The organism is Streptomyces sp. NPDC002144, assembly GCF_053593695.1.
The window spans coordinates 24597-45776 of sequence record NZ_JBSFDB010000039.1 but is presented as its reverse complement, the minus strand read 5'-3'; the positions used below and the strand labels follow the sequence as shown (position 1 = coordinate 45776).

Annotated in this window: 16 protein-coding genes and 4 pseudogenes; 6 read left to right on the top strand and 14 right to left on the bottom strand. The window is 68.9% G+C overall.

The features are described from left to right. Window positions 1-113: 113 nt before the first annotated feature. Window positions 114-1874, bottom strand: a complete 1761-nt coding sequence (locus ACWCQ1_RS39495; protein WP_451028568.1) for a S8 family peptidase — start codon at window positions 1872-1874, stop codon at window positions 114-116. 326 nt (window positions 1875-2200) lie between these two features. Between ACWCQ1_RS39495 and ACWCQ1_RS39490 the strand changes: the two genes are divergently transcribed. Then, window positions 2201-3094, top strand: a complete 894-nt coding sequence (locus ACWCQ1_RS39490) for an HAD-IIA family hydrolase (RefSeq protein WP_451028547.1) — start codon at window positions 2201-2203, stop codon at window positions 3092-3094. A gap of 211 nt (window positions 3095-3305) precedes the next feature. Here the strand turns inward: ACWCQ1_RS39490 and ACWCQ1_RS39485 are convergent. From ACWCQ1_RS39485 to ACWCQ1_RS39465, 5 genes and pseudogenes are all read right to left on the bottom strand, one after another. After that, a pseudogene (locus tag ACWCQ1_RS39485) lies at window positions 3306-3947 on the bottom strand (IS701 family transposase); the annotation flags it as partial. 176 nt (window positions 3948-4123) lie between these two features. Next, window positions 4124-5305 carry an XdhC/CoxI family protein gene (locus ACWCQ1_RS39480; RefSeq protein ID WP_133049585.1) on the bottom strand — a complete coding sequence of 394 codons (1182 nt, stop codon included), beginning with the start codon at window positions 5303-5305 and terminating at the stop codon, window positions 4124-4126. Then, window positions 5298-7424 carry a xanthine dehydrogenase family protein molybdopterin-binding subunit gene (locus ACWCQ1_RS39475; protein ID WP_451028546.1) on the bottom strand — a complete coding sequence of 709 codons (2127 nt, stop codon included), beginning with the start codon at window positions 7422-7424 and terminating at the stop codon, window positions 5298-5300. The genes ACWCQ1_RS39480 and ACWCQ1_RS39475 overlap by 8 nt, the downstream gene beginning before the upstream one ends. Beyond that, window positions 7421-8413: an FAD binding domain-containing protein gene (locus ACWCQ1_RS39470; protein ID WP_451028545.1), complete on the bottom strand. Its 993-nt coding sequence runs from the start codon at window positions 8411-8413 to the stop codon at window positions 7421-7423. Before ACWCQ1_RS39470 ends, ACWCQ1_RS39475 begins: the two co-directional genes overlap by 4 nt. Continuing rightward, window positions 8410-8985 carry a (2Fe-2S)-binding protein gene (locus tag ACWCQ1_RS39465; protein WP_451028544.1) on the bottom strand — a complete coding sequence of 192 codons (576 nt, stop codon included), beginning with the start codon at window positions 8983-8985 and terminating at the stop codon, window positions 8410-8412. Before ACWCQ1_RS39465 ends, ACWCQ1_RS39470 begins: the two co-directional genes overlap by 4 nt. 354 nt (window positions 8986-9339) lie before the next feature. Between ACWCQ1_RS39465 and ACWCQ1_RS39460 the strand changes: the two genes are divergently transcribed. From ACWCQ1_RS39460 to ACWCQ1_RS39445, 4 genes are all read left to right on the top strand, one after another. After that, window positions 9340-9927 (top strand): TetR/AcrR family transcriptional regulator, encoded by a 588-nt coding sequence (locus ACWCQ1_RS39460; protein ID WP_133049581.1) that lies wholly within the window; start codon window positions 9340-9342, stop codon window positions 9925-9927. A gap of 432 nt (window positions 9928-10359) precedes the next feature. Beyond that, window positions 10360-11187, top strand: coding sequence for an FAD binding domain-containing protein (locus tag ACWCQ1_RS39455; RefSeq protein WP_451028543.1), 828 nt, complete (start codon window positions 10360-10362; stop codon window positions 11185-11187). Continuing rightward, window positions 11184-13901, top strand: a complete 2718-nt coding sequence (locus tag ACWCQ1_RS39450; RefSeq protein ID WP_451028542.1) for a molybdopterin-dependent oxidoreductase — start codon at window positions 11184-11186, stop codon at window positions 13899-13901. Before ACWCQ1_RS39455 ends, ACWCQ1_RS39450 begins: the two co-directional genes overlap by 4 nt. Before the next feature lie 341 nt (window positions 13902-14242). Continuing rightward, window positions 14243-15214, top strand: a complete 972-nt coding sequence (locus ACWCQ1_RS39445) for an antibiotic biosynthesis monooxygenase (RefSeq protein ID WP_451028541.1) — start codon at window positions 14243-14245, stop codon at window positions 15212-15214. A gap of 7 nt (window positions 15215-15221) precedes the next feature. On the opposite strand, the pseudogene ACWCQ1_RS39440 reads toward ACWCQ1_RS39445, so the two are convergent. Beyond that, window positions 15222-15399, bottom strand: a pseudogene (locus tag ACWCQ1_RS39440) (helix-turn-helix domain-containing protein); the annotation flags it as partial. Between the two features lie 131 nt (window positions 15400-15530). Continuing rightward, on the bottom strand, window positions 15531-16385 hold the full coding sequence (locus ACWCQ1_RS39435) for a LysR family transcriptional regulator (protein ID WP_451028540.1): 855 nt from the start codon (window positions 16383-16385) through the stop codon (window positions 15531-15533). 81 nt (window positions 16386-16466) lie between these two features. Between ACWCQ1_RS39435 and ACWCQ1_RS39430 the strand changes: the two genes are divergently transcribed. Beyond that, complete coding sequence (locus ACWCQ1_RS39430; protein WP_451028539.1) at window positions 16467-16961, top strand: cupin domain-containing protein; 495 nt, start codon at window positions 16467-16469, stop codon at window positions 16959-16961. 89 nt (window positions 16962-17050) lie between these two features. Here ACWCQ1_RS39430 and ACWCQ1_RS39425 read toward each other — a convergent pair. The 6 genes and pseudogenes from ACWCQ1_RS39425 to ACWCQ1_RS39400 form a co-directional block, all read right to left on the bottom strand. After that, window positions 17051-17212 (bottom strand): annotated as a pseudogene (locus ACWCQ1_RS39425) (KPN_02809 family neutral zinc metallopeptidase); the annotation flags it as partial. Window positions 17213-17788: 576 nt separating this feature from the next. Beyond that, window positions 17789-17917, bottom strand: a pseudogene (locus ACWCQ1_RS39420) (ATP-binding protein); the annotation flags it as partial. Next, window positions 17905-18540, bottom strand: a complete 636-nt coding sequence (locus tag ACWCQ1_RS39415; protein WP_133042598.1) for a CoA transferase subunit B — start codon at window positions 18538-18540, stop codon at window positions 17905-17907. The pseudogene ACWCQ1_RS39420 and the gene ACWCQ1_RS39415, both read right to left, overlap by 13 nt. A gap of 20 nt (window positions 18541-18560) precedes the next feature. Beyond that, window positions 18561-19343 (bottom strand): CoA transferase subunit A, encoded by a 783-nt coding sequence (locus tag ACWCQ1_RS39410; RefSeq protein WP_358610883.1) that lies wholly within the window; start codon window positions 19341-19343, stop codon window positions 18561-18563. A gap of 46 nt (window positions 19344-19389) precedes the next feature. Next, complete coding sequence (locus tag ACWCQ1_RS39405) at window positions 19390-20139, bottom strand: SDR family oxidoreductase (RefSeq protein WP_451028538.1); 750 nt, start codon at window positions 20137-20139, stop codon at window positions 19390-19392. Then, a complete protein-coding gene (locus tag ACWCQ1_RS39400) occupies window positions 20136-21107 on the bottom strand; it encodes a fumarylacetoacetate hydrolase family protein (RefSeq protein ID WP_133042178.1) in 972 nt (323 codons plus the stop codon). The genes ACWCQ1_RS39405 and ACWCQ1_RS39400 overlap by 4 nt, the downstream gene beginning before the upstream one ends. Window positions 21108-21180 lie beyond the last annotated feature (73 nt).

The following is a 21180-nucleotide window of genomic DNA, read 5'->3' as shown; positions in this document are numbered from 1 at the left end:
GTACGCCTCCGGCATGGGGCCCCGACTGCGGCGTACACCGCCGCCGAGGCCCATGTTCCGTCTGCCGCCCAGCAGTTCGCCCGTACTCTACGCGGGCGTTGCAGAGCCCTGCGCTAGAAGGTCAGGTTCCAGGCGTCGATCTTGCCTGTGTCGGAGGCGGCGTTGTCGTTGACGCGCAGCTTCCAGGTGCCGTTGGCGACCTCCGAGGAGGCGTTCACGGTGTAGGTCTGGGCGATGTTGTCGGCGCTGCCGCCGGTGTGGTTGTGCAGCGTGTAGACGGTGCCGTCCGGCGCCACCAGGTCGACCTTCAGGTCACCGATGTAGGTGTGCTTGATGTCCACACCCACCTTGAGGGTGGCCGGGGCGTTGCCGGTCACACCGGTCACGGCGATCGGGCTCTCCACGGTCGCGTTGTCGTTGATGGCGAAGTCCGCGAGGTTCTCGAAGTACTTGCCGGGCGGCGGCGTGGCCCCGAGGGCCTTGAGCGCGTCGACCTGCCCCTCGCCGAAGAACGAGTTGTTGGCCGTCGTACCCGTGCAGCGGCTGTCAGAGGGGCAGGCGATGTCGTTGGCCTGCTCGGCCAGCTTGGCGCGGAGCTGCGCCGGGGTGATGCCCGGGTTGGCGCTGGCGATGAGCGCCGCCACGCCGACCACGTGAGGGGTGGCCATCGAGGTGCCGCTCTTGCTGCCGTAGCCGCCGCCGGGGACGGTGGAGTACACGTTGCTGCCCGGCGCCGCGACGTCGATGACGCCCTGACCGTAGTTGGAGAACGAGGCCTTGGTGACGCCCGTGCCGTTGGCCGCGACCGTGACCACGCCCGGCAGCTCGGTCGGGATGTCGAGGCAGGCGTTGGTGATGGTGCGGGTGACCGGCGTCGAGTCGTTCGGGCTCGCGGAGTCGGTCGTCTTGTGGGCCAGGTCGTAGTTCTCGTTGCCCGCCGCGGCGATCTGGAGGGAGCCCTTGCTCTCGGCGTACTCCTGGGCGCGCTTGACGCCCTCGATGATGGCGGCCTGGTCGATGTTGTCCGGGCAGTTGAACTGCCACGGGTCCGTGTAATAGCTGTTGTTGGTGACCTTGAAGCCGTGGTCACCGGCCCAGACGAAGCCGCAGATGGTGTTCTCGGCGAAGAAGAAGGAGTTGCCCGGCTCGGCAACCCGCACCGCGGCGATCTTCACCCCGGGGGCCACACCGACGACGCCCTTGCCGTTCTTGGCCGCGGCGACGGTGCCCGCCACGTGGGTGCCGTGCGTGTCGACGTCCCGCCAAGCGCCCGCACGGGTGTCGGGCTTGCCATAGGCGCAGGAAACCGAGTCGGCCGCGTCGAAGTTGGGCGCCAGGTCCTGGTGCTGGTCGTCCACACCGGTGTCCAGGATGCCGACCGTGACGGAGGCGGAGCCCGGGTTCACGGCCCATGCCTGGTCGGCCTTGATCTGGCTCATGTCGGCCCGGACCGGTTCTCCGGCCGGGGTCGAGGACTGGGCCGGATTGGCCGGGAGCGCCGGGCTGTAGGCGTCGGCCGGGACATCCGAGGTGCGCGTGGCGCCGACCTGCTGCACGCCGGCGACACCGCGCATGGTGGCGGCGAATCCGCTCGACGCCGAGTGGGCGACGATCACACCGATGGCGTCGAAGCTCGAGAAGACGGTGCCGCCGTTGGCCGCGATCGCGGAGCGGACCGCCGAAGTGTCACCGGGGGTGGTGATCACGAGGTAGGCACGCGTGCCGGCCACCCAGGCCGCAGTCTGGGAAGCCGGCTTGGCGGCCGGCGCGTGGGCCTTGGCGGCCGGCGCGGTGGAGGGGACGACCGGGAGCGTTCCCGCGAAGGCGCCCGGGGCGCCGAACGCGAGGGCGGCGCCGAGCGTGGCCGCCAGCACCAGCGTGCGTCTCGGTCGGCTGGATCTGTGGGGTATCAATGCGTCCTCCGTAGGCGGCTCGGCTGTGCTGGTGGCACCGACCGGGCCGTACGAAACGAGTGGTGGAAGCAAGATGTCAGGTGCATGCCCGTGGACGGAAGTACCTTTCCGTGCAGGGACGCTGTCGAGGCATGGCTGAAAAGCGACGTCCTGTGTGCCGACGCGGCGGCGCGGGCGCAGGGGGCGTCGCAGACGGGATGCCAAGGAGTTCGCCGCGGCGGCGGGCGAAGGGGCGGGTCCCCGGTCAGCGGAAGGATCGCCTCCTCGAACCTGAGCGCTCAGGTGGGGTGCGACCCACTCGCCAGGGTTCTCCAGCATCGACCGGGTCCAGTGCAGTGGTCCGCGGCGTCGTCTTCGACATGGACGGCACTCTCGTCCTGGGCGACCGACGCAACCACGGGCTCACCCCTCTCCCCGGGGCCCTGGAAGTCACCGCCGTCCTCACCGCCCGCGGCCTGCCCTGGGTCACCTTCATCAACGGCACCACGCGCACCCCCACGGCCTACGCCGAGACGCTGCGCCGCATCGGGTTCGACCTGCCGGACAACGCCATGCTCACCCCCGCGACCAGCGCCGTCGACCACTTCCTGGCCAGGGGGCACCGCAGCGCGGTGGTGCTCGGTGGCGACGGCCTGAAGGAGCCGCTGCGCCAAGCGGGCATCGAGATCGTCGAGGCCAAAGGCAAGCCGGAGGCCGACGACGTACTCGTCGGCTGGTACCGCGAGTTCACCATGGACGACCTGGAAGCCGCCTGTCATGCCGCCTTCGGCGGCGCCATCCTGTACAGCAGTTCGCAGTCGGTGTTCTTCGCCAGCGCCGACGGTCGGGCACTGGGCACCTCCCGGGCCATCTGCGCCATGATCAGCAGTGTCACGGGTGTCACCGAACAGGTCGTGGGCAAGCCCTCGCTGACCGCCCTGCGCTGCGCCGCGCGCCGTCTGGGCGTCGCCCCGCAACACCTCGCCGTCGTCGGAGACGACCCGGAACTGGAGATGGCCATGGCCCGGCGGGCCGGCGCTCTCGGCATCGCCGTAACCACCGGCATCCACGCGGCGAACCACTTCGCCACGCTGCCCACGGAGCAGCGCCCGCATCTCACCGTCGAGGGTGTGGGCGGACTGACCACCCTGTTGCCCGCCGTTCGCTCCCACCCCATCGCGAACGGATCCCTACCGGCATGACTACCACGACCGCCTCCCTGCGACCGAGCGCCCATCCCCGGAGTATCGAAGTCCTCGATGGAGGTGATCTGCAGGGCGGCCCAGTGGTAGACGCGCGGGCCTTCGCGCCGTCACCGCACGAACGTTGCTCCCATGCTTCGGTGGGCGCTTGGGAGAAGAGGTGATCGACACGTCCGAAGTGCGGCACCTACTGTGACTTGGGGACTGCCAGGACATAGCCCACGCCGGTCTCCTCCAGCATGCGGTGCAGCCGCCACTCCTGGCCGTAGGCGGCGTCGGCGGTCACCCAGGCGATGGGCAGCGGTGAGGCGATCGCCCGCAGCACCATGGTCTTGGCCAGGTCGGGCTTGGTAGCGAAGGTCCGCTCGTCTGGGATGTGGGCGGCGCGGCAGCGGTCGCGGTCGTTGGTCCAGGACTTGGGCAGATACAACTCCCTGTCCACCAGGGCGCGTCCGCGTGGGGTGGCGTAGGCGGCGAACACGCCGATCTGGCAGTTCTGGGTGCGGCCGGCGGTGCCGGAGTACTGGCGCTGCACGCCGGCCGAGGTGGTGCCCTTCTTGAGGAAGCCGGTGTCGTCGAGGACGAGGATCCCGTCGGGCTCGCTGAGCCGTTTGGCTACGTAGTGCTGGAGGTCGTCGCGGAGTTCGTCGGCGTCCCAGCGGGCACCGTTCAGGAGCCGCTGGAGGCGGTCGGGGGTGCGGTGTCCGGCGTATTCGGCCAGCTGCCAGCCGTTCTTGCGGCCGACCGGGCCCAGTAGTCCGCGGATGTAGTCACGCATTCTGCGGCGCGGCTCGACACGCTGGAAGCGGTGGCCGGTACGCAGGAACAGTTCCTCGAGTTCGTCGTTCCAGATCTCAACTGCACGCTCGTCGATCACGCCGGGAGGCTGCCCGGACCGCTGCCACTATCAGCGTCGGCTGCACACGATCGAGGGGCGGCCCGGGAAAGAGAACACAGGCCGGCAACCAGCCCACTACACTCATCCAAGCCGCCCCTGACCAGGGAAAACAGCGAAGTGCTGCTGGAGTGTTAGGAAGCGGTGCCCGCAACCGCGTTCGGCAGTGAAGGGAGGTCGGACGACAGGTCGGAGCGGGCCGTTGCGCCGTGGTGGATCGGTGTTTCTGTATCGGTCAGTGAACGGCCGGTTCCGCCTCTGTGTGACGCGACGATCTCCGCGGCGATCGACAGCGCGGTCTCCTCGGGCGTACGGCCCCCGAGGTCGAGCCCGATGGGCGACCTCAAGCGAGCCAACTCTGCGTCATTCAGACCTACTTCACGCAGCCTGCGCTTTCGGTCGGCATCGGTGCGTCGTGAACCCATCGCGCCCACGAAGGCGACGGGAAGCCGCAGCGCGACCTCCAGCAGGGGAACATCGAACTTGGCATCGTGAGTGAGGACACACAGGACAGTCCGCGCGTCGGTCCGGGTGCCCCGCAGATATCTGTGCGGCCAGTCCACGACGACCTCGTCCGCGTCGGGGAAGCGTGCCTGTGTGGTGAACACCGGCCGGGCGTCGCACACCGTGACGTGGTAGCCCAGGAACTTCCCGGCCCGAACCAGCGCCGCGGCGAAGTCGACCGCACCGAAGACGATCATCCGCGGCGGCGGTGTACCGGCCTCGACGAGCAAGGTGAGCCCCGCGGGGCAGGAGGAGCCGTCCGGCGACAGCTCGACCGTGCCCGTGCGGCCGGCATCGAGGGCGGCCTGGGCGTGCTCCGCGGCCGTGCGGTCAAGGTCCTCGTGGATCCCGAGGCTGCCTTCTGTGGAGCCATTGCCGTGGACGAGGAAAGTGGTGCCGAGGTGCTCGGGCGGCCCTTCGACCACTCGTACGAGGGCCATCGGCTCATCCCGCTCCATGGCGTCCAGGGCGGACTGCAACAGTGCCCTGGCCGGCGCCTTCGCGGGCAGAGGTGTGACCATCACGTCGAGGACGCCACCGCAGGTAAGGCCCACGGCGAAGGCATCCTCGTCGCTGTAGCCGAAACGCTCCACGACACTCTGGCCCGTCTCCAGCACCTGAGCGCATAGGTCGTAGACCGCGCCCTCCACGCAGCCGCCGGACACCGATCCGATGACGGTGCCCGCACGGTCGACGGCGAGGGCGGCACCGGGGCCGCGTGGAGCGCTGTCGCCGACGGAGACCACGGTGGCGACGGCGAAGTCACGGCCCTCGTGGAGCCAGTCCTTCAGTTCCGCAAGCAGGTCAAGCATCGTTGCCTGCCGCCGTGAGGACGCGGTCCGGGCGCATGGGCAGGCGGCGATGCCGTATGCCGGTGGCGTGCCAGACCGCGTTGGCGATGGCGGCCGCGGCGCCGACGACGCCCACCTCGCCGATGCCTTTGATGCCGACGGGGTCGTCGGGATCGGTGTCTTCCACCCAGTCCGCTTCGATCCGCGGGACGTCGGCGTGCGTAGCCACGTGACAGGTGGCGAGGTCAGCACCGACCGGGCCGCCGAAGGCCGGGTCGCGCACAGCTTCTTCGTGCAGCGCCATGGAGATGCCCCAGATCATGCCGCCGGTGAACTGGCTACGCGCGGTGAGCGGGTTGACGATGCGGCCGGCGGCGAACATGCCGAGCATGCGTCGTACCCGTACCTCACCTGTAGCCGGGTCCACCGCGACTTCGGCGAACTGGGCTCCGTAAGAATGTCGTTCCCTGCTCGCGAGCGCGGCGATCTGGGCCGTGGTGTCCGAGCGGACAGTGATTCCCTCGGGCGGCATCGCCGTACCGGGGACGAGTCGCTCGCGCAGATCGCGGGCGGCCGCGATGACGGCCATGGACCAAGAACGTGTGCCCATCGAACCGCCCGCGATCATCGCGAAGCCGAACTCGCTGTCACCGATCAGCACCGTCACCTGCTCGGGTGGGACGTCGAGGGCATCGGCTGCGACGAGGGTGAGCGCGGTCCGTGCGCCGGTGCCGATGTCGGCCGCCGAGATCCGCACGGTGAAGCGGCCGTCGGGCTCGGCGGTGATGGCGGCAGTGGAGGGGGCGGCGCCCGCGGGGAAGGACGCGGCGGCGGTCCCGGTACCCAGCAGCCATCGGCCCTCGCGCCGCACCCCCGGCCTGGGATCGCGCTCGGCCCAGCCGAAGCGGCGGGCGCCCTCCTCGAAGCAGGCGCGCAGGTTGCGGTTGGCGAAGGGCAGGCCGGAGACAGGGCCCTTGTCCGGTTCGTTGCGCAGGCGCAGTTCGATCGGGTCGATCCCGCACTTCTCGGCGAGTTCGTCGAGGGCGGACTCCAGGGCGAAAGCCCCCGGAGCCTCGCCCGGCGCGCGCATGAAGGTGGGGCTGGGCACGTCGAGGCGTACGACGCGGTTCTCGGTGTGGTGGGCGTCGGCGTCGTACATCACCCGCGCCACGCCGGCACTCGCCTCGACGAATTCGTACACCGTGGCGGTACGACTCACCGAGCGGTGGTCAAGGGCACGCAGCCGTCCATCGGCGTAGGCCCCGAGCCTGATCCGCTGAACGGTGGGACTGCGGTGCCCGGCCAGCGCGAACATCTGAGACCGAGTCAGAGCGACACGCACCGGACGCTGGAGGACCGTGGCCGCCATCACAGCCGCCACCTGGTGAGCGCGTACGCCCTTGCTGCCGAAGCCCCCGCCGACATGCTCCGAACGCACCCGCACCGACGCGGGATCCAGCGAGAACAGGTTCGCCAGCTCGCTGACCACCCAGGAGGAGCCCTGATTGGAGTCGACCACCTCCAGCCGGCCGTCCTCCCAACGGGCGGTTGCTGCATGGGGCTCCATGGGATGATGGTGCTCCTCCGGCGTCGTGTATTCCTCGTCCACGACGACTGCCGAGGCGGTCAGTTCCGCCTCCAGGTCGCCCTTGTCGGTCACGGCGGGCATGTGACCGTCCACTGGGTGGGAGTCCGGGTGGTCTCCTGTGAACTCGATGTCGTGCGGCAGCGTTTCGTATTCGACGGCCAGAGCCTCGGCCGCTTCCCGCGCCTGCTCGGGCGTCTCCGCGACGACCAGGGCCACGGGCCAGCCGACGTGAGGCACGGTGTTGTCCTGAAAGACTGCGCAGGTGGGGTCGGGCCTGGTGCCCAGCATGCCGACGAAGTCGGTTTCCAGGCGTGGCGCATTGCGGTGGTCCAGAACAGCCAGGACACCGGGCATCTCAAGCGCGGGGGCGCTGGCTATGTCACGGATGCGGCCGCGCGCGACGGTGGACAACACCAGCCATCCGTAGGCAAGTTCGGTGAAAGGAATATCGCCCGCGTAGCGTGCCGCGCCAATGACTTTGTCCCGGCCCTCCACTCTCACGTGACCGCTGCCCACCGCGCGCACGGCTGCCGTCTGTGCAGTGGTGGTCATCGGGCGACCGCCTCGGTGAGCTCGCTCAGCACGGCCACGGTCAAGTTGCGCATCAAGGTCACCTTGTATCCGTTGTGCGGCAGCGGCCGTGCCGCGGCCAGTTCCGCCTCCGCGGAGGCCGCGTACGTCTCGGCAGTCGCCGGTGCCCCGATCAGGGCCCGCTCGGCAATACGGGCGCGCCAGGGCCGGGACGCCACCGCGCCGAACGCGAGGCGTGCGTTGAGTATGACTCCGTCGCGGACGTCAAGGGCGGCGGCGACGGAACCGATCGCGAAGGCGTAGGAGGCGCGCTCGCGGACCTTGCGGTACTGGGAGTGAGCCGCGACCGACACAGGTGGCAGTGAGATACCAGTGATCAGAGCACCTGCCGGCAGGGCCGTCTCTCGGTGCGGGGTGTCGGCGACGGGCAGATAGAGCTGATCGAGCCGCAATTCGCCCTGCCCTTGGGCGGTTTCGTAGTGCACGACTGCGTCAAGGGCGGTCAGAGCGACGGCCATGTCCGAGGGGTGCACGGCCACACATCTCTCGGACGCGCCGAGGATGGCGTGGTTGTGGTGCTCGCCGCTGAGGGCGGGGCAGCCGCTGCCGGGGGCGCGTTTGTTGCACGGCTTGGTGGTATCCGTGAAGTAGGCGCAGCGGGTGCGCTGGAGGAGATTGCCGCCGACCGTGGCCATGTTGCGCAGCTGACCGGATGCACCGGCGAGCACCGCCTGGGCCAGCATCGGGTAACGGCTGCGTACTTCGGGATGGGCGGCAAGGTCGCTATTGGAGACCGTCGCGCCGATGTGGAGTCCGCCGTCCGGGGACGGCTCAATGCGGTCCAGGGGAAGTTCCCGTACGTCGACGAGGCGGGCCGGACGCTCTACGCCGCTCTTCATCAGATCGACCAGGTTGGTGCCGCCGGCAAGGTAGCGCGCGTCTGGGGTGTTGTCGAGGAGGGCGACGGCGCCCGCCACGTCGGGCGCCCTGCGGTAGTCGAACCCTTTCATGCGCTCGCCCCGGACTGCACTGGTGCGGCCGCCTTTGCTGGGTCGGCGGTCTCGGTCGCTCGTGCGACGGCCTCGACGATCGACGTGTAGGCGCTGCAGCGGCACAAGTTGCCGCTCATTCGCTCACGGATCTCATCCGTGGTCAGCGGTGTCGGTCCGGCCGTCGGACGGATGTCGCCGGAAGCGGCGCTGGGCCAACCGGCAGCGTGTTCCGCGAGCATGCCGATCGCCGAACAGATCTGTCCGGGTGTGCAGTAGCCGCACTGGTAGCCGTCGAGATCGAGGAACGCCTGCTGCACCGGGTGCAGTCGGTCGCCGTCCGCGACGCCCTCGATGGTCGTGATCTCACGTCCTTCGGCGGCAACCGCGAGCTGCAGGCAGGAGACCGACCTGCGGCCGTCGATCAGGACGGTGCAGGCACCGCACTGGCCTTGGTCGCAGCCCTTCTTGGTGCCGGTCAGGTCAAGGCGCTCGCGTAGAGCGTCGAGCAGGGTGGTGCGGTGGTCGACGGGCAGGGTGTGTTTCTCGCCGTTGATGTGCAGGGTGATGACGCTGGACGTCAGTAAGGTCATGAGCGATTTCCTTGCGACGTTCTGTTGTTGACGTAAGTGGGCCCCGGGAGTGCCGGGTTCAGCGGCCCCTCGGAGGGGGCGCCGCAGTGGTGGTGGCTGCCTGCCAGGGGTGGGCTGATCGCTGGTGAAAAGGCTGGCGAGTGGGAAATGCCGGTCGGGCTCTCGTAGGGCGGGACGAACTACTGGGCAGGACGGTGGACGGACAGCGCTGACGGCAGCAGCGGACGGACGGTCAGGCCATGGCAGCAGCTAGAATGGACTCCAACCGGACGATTGTCCGGTACTGGGAAACGTAGCGGACGATTGTCCACTTAGCAAGGGTGCGCTTCGGCCACGCGCCTTAAGGAGTGACAAGTGCAAGACAAAAAGGGCACTCCTCTACGCTCCGATGCGCAGCGCAATCGTGAACGCATTCTGCGTGTCGCTCTGAGTGAACTGACGCAGTCTCCGAACGCGCCACTCAGCTCCATCGCCAAGAAGGCGGGAGTGGGCCAGGGCACGTTCTACCGCAACTTCCCCAACCGCGAGACCCTGATCCTGGAGATCTACCGTCATGAGATGCGGCAGGTCGCCGACAGTGCGAACCAACTGCTCCTGGAGCTGCCGCCTCAGCGGGCTCTCCGCACTTGGATGGACCGGCTGGCCGAGTTCGCCATGACCAAGGCGGGCCTGGCCGATGCGATCCGCCTCGCCACGAGTGCGCCCGGAGGCCCCTCGAAGCCCTCGCCCACTCCCATTGCCGAGGCAGCCGAGCTCCTGCTGCGTACCAACGAGGAAGCGGGCACCATCCGTCCCGGGGTCCATGCCGACGACTTCCTTCTCGCCATCGCGGGCTTGTGGCAGATGACTCCGACCGAAGACTGGCCACCACGCGCCGCCCGCCTCCTCGACCTCGTCATGGACGGTTTGCGTACCGGCGCGCCCGATCGCAGCCCGGATTGACTTCCTCCCCCGCCTAAGACGGTGTCCTATGTGGTGAGGCGGGGGAGGAAGTCAAGTGTTGGCTAACGCCCCATCAGGCACCACCATTGCAAGGTTAGTTGCAGCATTCTGTCAGGAGTTCTTAAGCCCGCGATTTCTGGCGCAGCACACTACGCGCCCGGTCTGGGCGGGGCGGGAGGCCCAGGTCAGCGGCGCAAGTACACCGGTGTGACTGTCCGGAGCGCGTCGGCCACTCTCAGCTGTCTTCGGGCGGGCCGTCATCCGCATGCTGCGATAAACTGAGGCAAAACTGTGTGAGCCCGCCGTTCCCTCGCGGCTCGGCCGCCCGACTGTGCGGCACGGTGGTACCCGCTCGGTCAGCGGGAAATCCACGCCAACAGCCCCAGGGGACGTTGCCTTCCCGTAGGTCCGTTCTCCCGTAGGTCGGTTTTCATGGACCTCAACACCATCACCGAAGTAATCCGGCAGCCGTCCGAGCAGCCAGGCATGGACTGGCGCGAGGGCGACGCCTGGCTCGCAGGCGGAACATGGCTCTATTCAACGGAGCAGCCGGACCTGCGACGGCTGATCGACCTGACGGCGTTGCGTTGGGAGCCTCTTGTTCCGACGGAGGAGGGTCTGGAGATCAGCGCCACCTGCACCATTCGCGAGCTGTACGCCTTTCCATGGCCGGAGACCTGGACCGCCGGAATTCTCTTCCGGAAGAGCTGCGAGGCGTTCCTGTCCTCGTTCAAGGTCTGGAACGCGGCGACCGTCGGCGGAAACATCTGCATGTCCTTGCCCGCAGGCCCAATGATCACGTTGACGGTCGCGCTCGAGGCGCGGTACGAGCTGTGGGCGCCCGACGGCTCCGTACGCTTCGTCGACGCCCTCGATTTCGTCACGGGCGACCACCGCAACATTCTCGCCCCCGGGGAGATCCTCCGGCGCATCACCGTTCCGGAGTACGCGCTGCGCAAACGCGCCGCGCACCGTCGCTTTACGCTGACCCGGCTCGGCCGCTCCACGGTGTTCCTCGTCGGCACGCAACGTCCGGGAGCGAATGACCTGCTGCTCACCGTCACCGCTGGCACCACACGGCCGGTCCGCATCGCTTTCGTGTCCCTGCCCGATGCCCAAACCCTGCGGCAGAGCATCGACGCCGTGCCTGCCGACGTCTGGTTCGCCGATCCCAACGGGACCCCCGACCACCGTCTGCACCTGTCACGGCACTTCGCCGAAGAGATCCGCCGCGAACTCACAGCTGGGGACCTGCCATGACCTACATCGTGAACGGCCGGAGATTCGACCGGGAACCGGCCCCGGGCCAGTGTCTGCGCACGTTCCTGCGCGCACTCGGCCACTTCGGCGTCAAGAAGGGGTGTGACGCGGGCGACTGCGGCGCCTGCACGGTGTGGCTGGACGGCGTACCGGTACACAGCTGCATCACCCCCGCCTTCCGCGCGGGCGGCTGCGAGGTGACCACGATCGAGGGCCTTGGGCGACCAGGCGCCCTGCATACCATGCAGCGGCAGTTCAAGGACGCCCCGGGGTTCCAGTGCGGTTTCTGCACCGCAGGGATGATCATGACGTCGGCGACCTTCACCGAGGACCAGAAGTCAGATCTGCCACGGGCGTTGAAGGGTAACCTCTGCCGCTGTACCGGATACCGGGCGATCGAGGACGCCGTGAAGGGCGTCAGTGCGGTGGAGACGGCAGCACCGGGCAAGGCCGTCGGGACGAGCGTCGGCGCACCCGCGGGCCATGACGTGGTGACCGGTCACGCCGAGTTCACCATGGACACGCGCATCGACGGCATGCTGCACCTCAAGGTGCTGCACTCGCCCCACGCCCACGCCCGGATCCTCTCGATCGACAAGAGCGCCGCCCTCGCGGTGCCCGGCGTGCATCGGGTCTACACCTGGGAAGACGTACCCCGCAGACGCTTCACCACGGCGATCCACACCGACCACCTGGTCGACCCGGACGACACCTACATCCTCGACGACACGGTCCGCTTCGCCGGTCAGCGCGTCGCCGCGGTCCTGGCCGACACGATCGGGGCGGCCGAGGAGGGCTGCCGGCGTCTCGCGGTCGAGTACGAGGTGCTGCCGGCGGTGTTCGACCCGGAGGCGGCGATGGCCGACGGCGCACCCCAGCTGCACGGCTCCCACGATCCGTTCGTCCGCGACCCCGGCCACAACATCCTGGTCGAACTCCACTCGCACATCGGTGACGTCGACGCGGGGTTCGCCGCGGCCGACGTGATCCACGAAGGCACGTACTTCTCACCGCGGGTGCAGCACGCACATCTGGAGACCCACGGTTCCATCGCCTGGATGGAGGACGGTCGGCTGAACGTCCGCACCAGTTCCCAGTCGCCCTCGATCGCGAAAGTCAAGCTGGAGTTCCTGTTCGCGCTGCGTCCCGACCAGGTGAGGGTGTTCTGCAAGCGCGTCGGCGGCGGATTCGGCGGCAAGCAGGAGGTGATCGCGGAGGACCTGGTCGCGCTCGCCACCCTGGACACCGGAAGGCCCACCTGTTTCGAGTACACCCGTGAGGAGGAGTTCACCACGGCCTCGCCGCGGCATCCGATGTGCCTGACGGTCAAGCTCGGCGCAAAGGCTGACGGAACGCTCACCGCCTTCCAGGTACGCAACGTGTCGAACACCGGCGCCTACGGGAACCACGGCGGCGAAACACTGTACGCGGGCGGAGCCGCCGTCATGATCTACCGCTGCCCCAACAAGAAGTACGACGCATACTCCGTCTACACGAACACCGTGCCGAGCGGGGCGCTGCGCGGTTACGGCATGACGCAGCCGGCGTTCGCCGTGGAGTCGGCGATGGATGAACTGGCCCACGCCCTGCACATCGACCCGCTCGAACTGCGCCGGCGAAACATTGTGCGGCCGGGTGAGCCTCTGCTCGCGATGCACGAGGGCCCCGACGACGTGATCTTCACCGAGGACGGCCTCGCCCGGTGCATCGACCTGGTGGGCGACGCCCTGGCGCGTACGGCCGACCAGCTGCCCCCCGGCCCCGAGTGGCTCGTCGGAGCCGGCGTGGCGAGTTCCCTGCACGAGACCGCGCCCCCGACGGACCACCTCTCCGAGGCATGGGTCACGCTGGGCGATGATCTCATCTACGAACTGGCCGTCGGCACCACCGAGTTCGGGGAGGGAACCTCCACGGCCCATGTCCAGATCGCGGCCAACCAGCTGGGCACGACGCCGTCACGGATCCGTCTGGTGCAGTCCGACACCGACCGCACGGGATTCGACACCGGTGCCTTCGCCAGCGCGGGCCTCTTCGTGGCGGGCAATGCGGTCCTGCGGGCGGCCAATGGCGTGCGCGACCGCATTCTGCAATTCGCCGCCGCGCACACAGGCGTCCATGTCGTGATGTGCACGATGGACGACGACGGTGTCGTCTGCGGGGACCGGCGGGTGTCGCTGGCCGAACTCGTCGCGCTGGCCCGGAGACGTGGAATCCGCTTCACCGCCGCCCGCAAGGCATACGGCTCACCCCGGAGCGTCACCTCCAACACGCAGGGGTTCCGGGTCGCCGTACACCGCGTGACGGGTGAGATACAGATCCTGTACAGCGTGCAGGCGACCGACGCCGGGGTGATCATCAACCCGGCGCAGGTTCGGGGACAGGTGGAGGGCGGTGTCGCCCAGGGAATCGGCTTCGCGCTGACCGAGAACCATCAGGTCGACGGCAACGGCGCCATGGTCAACCCGAACCTCCGAAACTACCGCATCCCCACCTATGCCGACATCCCCCGTACCGAGGTCCTCCTGGTGGGCTCGGCGGATTCGGTCGGGCCCCTGCGGGCAAAGGGGATGGCGGAATGCTGCATCAACCCAGTAGCCCCCGCGCTCGCGAACGCAGTGCATGACGCCACGGGTGTCCGCTACCGTGCGCTGCCGCTGACCCCGGAACGCATCTACGGCCGACTCCCTGCGGAGCAGCCGGTGTCGACAGGTTGAGCCACCTTGACTTCTCCCCCAGCTGAAGTCGGGAGATTCTTCCCCCGCGGGTTGAGCTTTCTGCTTCTCAGACAGCAGCTGCCCCGAATTAACGGCAAGGGACGTGCGTACGCCCAGCAGTCTTACGCCAGCTCCACAGACCTGACATCCCGCCAGCCCGGCGGTAGGCCCGGCCGGCTTGGTTATCGCCCGCCGGACGGCATACAAAATACCCCTTACCTGCGGGTGGTTGGGGGTGAACGCCGATCCGCCCTGGCGGCGCATCGGCTTTTCCTGCCCTGCTCCGCAGGAGTCCGTTTCCTCCCCCGCCTGAAGGCGGGGGTATCCACGGAGGAATCCCGATGAACACCGAAAAGAACGTAGCCGCCGCGGCGACGGCGATCATCGGCCAGAAGGTCCTGTCCGGGATGGAGCGGGAATTCGAGTCATGGCAGGAGAATCTCAACGCCGCGGCCGCCTACTACCCCGGGTTCCTCGGCGCCGAAATCTCCCCGCCGACGGCGCTGCAGTCCGATTGGGTCGTCGTGTACCGGTTCGACTCGGTGGCGCATCTTCAGGCGTGGATCAACAGCGCGACCAGGCAGACGTATCTCGACGTCGGCGCCAAGTACTTCGACGGTCCAGCGACCCAGCAGGTGGTCAGCAGCGGCACCCAGTCACTCGATCCGCTGGTCACCGTGGTGGTCACTCACCGCGTCTCCCCGAACCAGGTCGACGACTTCCTCGCCTGGCAGCACCACATGGTCCAGGAGGAGAGCAAGTTCGAGGGGTTTCGCGGGACCGAGCTCTTCCGCCCCATCGAGGGGCTTCAGGAGGAATGGACCACGCTGTACCGCTACGACAGCGCGGAACACCTCGACGCGTGGCTGACGTCGTCCCAACGGCAGCGGATCCTGGCCGAGGGCGAGAAATTCAGCGACTTCCAACTGCATACGATCGACAACTCGTTCGGTAGTTGGTTCGCCTTCGAGGGCAACGGCAAAGAGGCACCGTCGCCACCCTCCGAGACCAGGACCTCCATCGCGGTCTGGGTCGGCCTGTACCCGACTGTCGTGCTGCTGACGCTTGCTCTGTCCCCGCTGCACATGCCGCTCTGGATCGGCCTGCTCGTGGGCAACCTGCTGTCGAGTTTCCTCATGAGCTTCCTGACCATGCCCTACTACGTGAACCCGATGCTCGGGCGATGGCTGCGGCCGGCACCGGACGAACCGGCCAGGGCCACCCTCCGTGGTCTCGGTATCGTCGCGGTGGCGATGGTCTTCTGGGTCGTCGTCTTCTACCTCGTCACGGTCCGGTTCTGGACGCTGCCCTGACCGGCGACAGCAGAGCCAGGCTCCGAGCGCCGCCACGGTGTTTCCACCAGCGGCCAGGTCTCCTTCACCCAGCCGGTGACGGCGTCCTCGTCACGCTCCATCGCGCGGCGGACGGGGACCTGATGGCTGAAGCCGTGCCGGTGGAGCATCTGCGCGACGGCGGAGAACCCCCGGCACGAGCGCCGGGATCGCGCCCGTCTCGCCCGCGCGCAGCGGGAGCTGTCGCGCAAGGCGAAGGGCTCGGCGAACCGGCTGGAATCCCCCGCCTTTAGGCGGCGGAGGAAGTCAAGGGATACGGCAGCACCGGTTGCAGCGTTCAGTGGCGGTACGCGGCTGTCGCGATCTCGACGAAGGATCGGATCAACGGGTTGGTGTCACCTTCGTTCCATACTGCCACCACTCGGCTCGGCACCATGTCGATCAGCGGTACCACGGCGAACTCCGCGGGCAGGTCGTGTCCGAAAGGGGCCAGGCCGACCGTGCCGTTCCACAACACGGCCTGTAGGCATTCCTGGACGGCGCGCACCATTGGTCCCTCGCGCGGCCTGCCGCCGTTCCAGTACGACTGCCAGATGGGGTCGGTGCCCTGGGGGAACTGGAACCAGCGGCGGTCGCTCAGCTCGGCCAGCCGCAGCTGGTCGCGGCGGGCCAGCGGATCGTCGGCGCGCAGGACCACGCCGACCCGATCGCTTCGCAGCGCACGCACCGTCAGGGCGGTCTCGTCGAACGGCGCCCGGGTGAGGGCGACGTCGACCAGTCCGGCGCGCAGCCCGCACGTCGGGTCGGTCAGGTCGGTGTCGCGAATGCGGATGTCGATGCCGGGGTGGTTTCGGCGGTAGGCGGCGGCCAGCCTGGCTGCTCCCGGGTCGGTGCCGTCGCCCAGGATGCCGACGGTGATCGTCGCGGCGCCGACAGCCGCGTCGCTGACGCGTATACGGACGCGGTCGGCGTGGTCGAGCAGGGCTCGCGCCTCGTCGAGCAGCACCATGCCCACCGGCGTGAGCGTGACGCCGGTGGGCGAGCGGGCGAAGAGCAGGGCCCCGATGTCGGCCTCCAACTGCTTGATCGCCCGGCTCAGCGGCGGCTGGCTCATGTGCAGTCGGGTGGCGGCCCGGCCGAAGTGGAGTTCCTCGGCGACCGCCACGAAGTAGCGCAAGGTCCGTAGCTCCACGCTGCAACGATACCCACGAAGTATCGGCGCTGCGGGATGGGTCTTGGACACTGGCGGGGTCACGGCGGTGCACTCGTGAGCATGACCGAAAAGGCAAAGCCCAGCGAGCCGCAGGCCGACCCCGCCGTATGGGTGGTGGGTCCCGGCGCCGGTGAGACGATTGTTCTGGGTACCACGCGCATGCGCGTTCTGGAGGACGGCAGCCACACCGGGCACCGCCTCGCGATCGCCGAGTCCGTCCTCGCCCCGCGCACCCAGGGACCGCCGCAGCACCGCCACGCCCAACACGATGAGGGCTTCTACGTCCTCTCCGGCACCGTGCGGTTCACCGTCGGGGCCGAGGACTACGACGCCACCGCGGGCACGCTCGTGATGGTTCCGCCAGGCACCCCGCATACCTTCGCCAACGTGACCGACCAGCCCGCCGTCATGCTCAGCACATTCACCCCCGATCTGTACGTGCAATACTTCCGAGACCTCCAGGAGGTGTTCGCCGACGGCCGGCCGCTGACGCGACAGTCCAACATCGATGCGATGAGCCGCTACGCGACCGAGCCCGCCACCGACTTCGACTGAAGCCGACGGTACGGAACGGCCCAGCCACCTTTCTTCCGACCGGCGAGGCCGTGGCACTGGCGCCCTTCGCGTCCGGCCCTCTGGGACGACTGACCGGGGTCGACACCCAACAGCACGGACACGACCAGCACCACGAGCCCGACCAGTCCCCCACCGACGGTCTTCCCGCCGCCCGGGATCCCGCCCAGCGCACCCCCCCGACCGTCCTCGACCTCGGATGTGTCCAGAGCAGCATCGTCGTCGAATTGCATCCCGTTGCCCCTTCCTCAAGCAGCGCGCCGGACCGCCCCGCGTCGTCCCGCACGCTTACCCCGTACGAGCACATTCCCGCCCCCGTCCCCTTCCTCCTCCGCCTCTCGAAGCAACCGGCGGGCGACGCCGCGACACCGCTCGGTGGGGGAACGGCAGACCGCCATACGCGGTAACAATCCCTGCATTCATCGACCGCACAGCGGCACCCCGCCTGCCGTCGGTGCCGGGACGGTACCCGCGAGGCTCGGACGACGGACGGCCGCCGCCTGTCGGTTGGAAAGATCGCAGACTTCACCGCCGCCTCGGCAAGCCACTCGGCCCAGGGTGGAGACCGTGCCGGGGACGGCCCGACGCGCTTGCCTCGGGCCGCCCGTCGTTCAGGCCTAGGAGTGCATCGTGCCGTGCAGAGCGACTCCGCCTACCTCGCAGTGCCGCCCGTGCGCTCGCGGCGGAGAGGGGGGCCAGCACCAGGAGATCCGATGAACGTCAGGTACGGATCCGGGAGGTGCGTCGACGGCTTGCCCAGGAGGGGCCGCCCTGGGCTCCGAACCGTGAAGCGAGTTCGGCGAGAGCACATAGAGGTTGCTGCTGACGGCGACCGAGCGTCGTTCGTAGGCGGCGTCGACGAGGCGGTAGAAGCCCTCAGCGGCGTCTGGCGGGACCGGCAGCAGGCCGATGTCGTCGACGACGTTCAGATTCGAGCGATCAGAGGTGCATCGGTGCGGGCGGCGATGTCCTCGGCGGTGACATCCGGTGCGCATTCCACGAGGGCGAGGCCCTCGGGTGTGACGTCGAGGACGCCGAGGTCGGTGATGATGCGGTGGACGCACTGTTCGCCGGTGAGCGGCAGGGTGCATTCGGTGAGGATCTTCGGGCTGCCGTCCTTGGCGGTGTGTTCCATCAGGACGATGACGCGGCGGGCGCCGTGGACGAGGTCCATCGCGCCGCCCATGCCCTTGACCATCTTGCCCGGGATCATCCAGTTGGCCAGGTCGCCTGCGGCGGAGACCTGCATCGCGCCGAGCACGGCAGTGTCGATGTGGCCGCCCCGGATCATGCCGAAGGACAGGGCCGAGTCGAAGAAGGAGGCCCCGGGCAGCACCGTGACGGTCTCCTTGCCCGCGTTGATCAGGTCGGGGTCGACCTCGGCCTCGGTCGGGTACGGGCCTGTGCCCAGGATGCCGTTCTCGGAGTGCAGGACCACATGGACGTCCGGGGGCAGGTGGCCGGGGATGAGGGTGGGCAGGCCGATGCCGAGGTTGACGTAGGAGCCGTCGGTGAGTTCGGCGGCGGCGCGGGCGGCCATCTGGTCCCGGGTCCAGCCCAGCCGCGTTTCCAGGGTGGTGCTCATGCGCGTACGGCCCCTCGTGTCGAAGACGCGGAAAGGGAAAGGTGCTCGATCTGCTTGTCGGCGGCCTCGGTCGGGGTGAGGACCACGATCCGCTGGACGAAGATGCCCGGCAGGTGGATGTCGTCCGGGCTCAGCGCGCCCGGCTCGACGAGTTCCTCCACCTCGGCGATGGTGATGCTGCCCGCCATCGCGGCCAGCGGGTTGAAGTTGGCGGCGGACTTACGGAAGACCAGGTTCCCGTGGCGGTCGCCGCGCCAGGCCCGTACGAGGGCGAAGTCGGTGGTGATGCCGTGCTCCAGGATGTAGGTACGGTCGTTGAAGTCGCGGGTCTCCTTGGGCGGGGAGGCCACCGCGACCGTGCCGTCTGGCCGGTAACGCCAGGGCAGCCCTCCCACGGCCACCTGGGTGCCCACCCCTGCCGGGGTGTAGAAGGCGGGGATGCCCGCTCCCCCGGCGCGCAGCCGTTCGGCCAGCGTGCCCTGCGGCACCAGCTCCACCTCCAGCTCGCCCGACAGGTACTGACGGGCGAACTCCTTGTTCTCGCCCACGTAACTGCCCGTGACACGGGCGATCCGGCCGTCGGCCAGCAGGACTCCCAGTCCGCGCCCGTCCACACCGCAGTTGTTCGACACGACCTCCAGGCCGGTGGTGCCCTGGGCGTGGAGTGCCTGGATGAGCACGGCGGGGATGCCGCTGAGGCCGAAGCCGCCGACGGCCAGCGACGCGCCGTCGGGGATGTCGCCGACCGCCTCGGCGGCGCTCGCGCGGACCTTGTCCATGAGAGAGAGGGCCTTTCTGTCGTGGCTTTCCTGCGTGGTCGCCGGTTCAGGCGTCCGTGCGCAGGGCGTCAGAGATCGACTTGGCGCCGCCGTGCGCGGTGAGTCCGCCGTCGACCGGTATCTCCGCCCCCGTGATGAAGGACGCCTCGTCGGAGAGAAGGAAGACGACGAGCGGGGTGATCTCGTCGACGGTTCCGGTGCGGCCGAGCGGTGTCTCGCGGACGTTCGCCTCTCGGAAGCCGGGCGCCGCGGAGGCGGTCATGTCCGTTTCGATGAAGCCGGGGTGGACGATGTTCACGCGGATGCCGACGGGCCCCAGTTCCATGGCGGCGGTCCGCGACAGGCCGCGCAGCGCCCACTTGCTGGCCGTGTAGGCGACCGGGTAGTGGCCGGTGAGCGCCGCGGACGAGCCGACGTTCACGATCGAGGAGCCGGGTGGCATCAGTGGGGCAAGGTACTGGATGCCCAGCAGCGGTCCTGTGACGTTGACCGCGTGGACCCGGGCCATGTCCTCGGGGCGTACGTCGCTGATCCGGGCCCGCCAGGTGACGCCCGCGTTGTTGACCAGGCCGTGCACCTGCCCGTACGCCTCACGCAGGTCGGCGGCGAGTTCCGCCCAGTCCTTCTCGTTCGTGACGTCGAGACGGCGGCAGCCGGGTGACTCCGAGACGTCGGTGGCGATCACCCGGGCGCCCTCGCGGGCCAGCGCCTCGGCCTCCGCGGCGCCCTGGCCACCTGCCGCGCCCGTGACCACGACGACCCGGCCGAGGAGCCTTTTGGGATGGAGATCGGTCACGGCCGCTCCCTCGTGCGGCGTCGGGCGACGGGAACGGTCATGGGGTCCGGGCCGGCCACCACGGTGTTGGAGACGGAGCCGATGCCCTCGACGGTGAGGGTGACCGTGTCGCCGGGCTTCAGGGGAGGCGGGGACTGTTCACCCCGTACACCCCACAGCTCGGCGAGGCAGCCGCCGTTTCCGCAGGTCCCGGAACCGAGGACGTCACCGGGGCGGACGACCGTGCCGCGCGAGGCGTAGGCGACCATCTCCTCGAAGGTCCAGCTCATGTTGGACAGCAGATCCTTGCCGACGACCTCGCCGTTGATCTCGGCGGTGAGCGCCAGGCGCAGGAAGCCGTCCGCGTCGCGGTACTTGGCCAGCTCGTCGGCGGTGACCAGGTAAGGACCCAGCGTGGTGGCGGTGTCCTTGCCCTTGCAGGGGCCGAGGCCGACCTTCATCTCGGCTGACTGCAGGTCCCGTGCCGACCAGTCGTTGAAGACGGTGTAGCCGACGATGTGGTCACGGGCCTGCTCGGGCGTGAGGTCGCGGCCCTCCTTTCCGATCACCGCGGCGACCTCCAGCTCGAAGTCGAGGACGCTCGACCCCGGCGGCATCGGGATGTCGTCGTGCGGCCCGTACATCGCGTAGGGGTTGCCGAAGTAGAACGTCGGGGCCGCGTACCACCGCTCCGGTACCCCGGCAGCCCCGTCCACGGACCGCCGTACGCCCTCGACGTGTTCCTCGAAGGTGACGAAGTCCCGCACGGTGGGCGGCTGGAGCGGCGCCAGCAGTCGTACATCGGAGATGTGGGGGCCGGCCGGGACGTCGAGGGTCGCGGAGCCCGCGTCGAGCAGTTCGGGCAGGCCGCCGCCCTCGGCGAGCAGGCCGGTCAGTGAGCTGACACCGGGCAGGGGGTGGAGCGTGCCGTCCTCTGAAACGACGGCCACGTGGCGTCGGTTGCGGTACTCGTACGCGGCGAAACGCATAACGGTTTCCTGTCGGCTGTCGGCGTGAAGGGTGCACGAAGGCCGGGGGTGCGGCATGGGAGTCAGGGCAGTT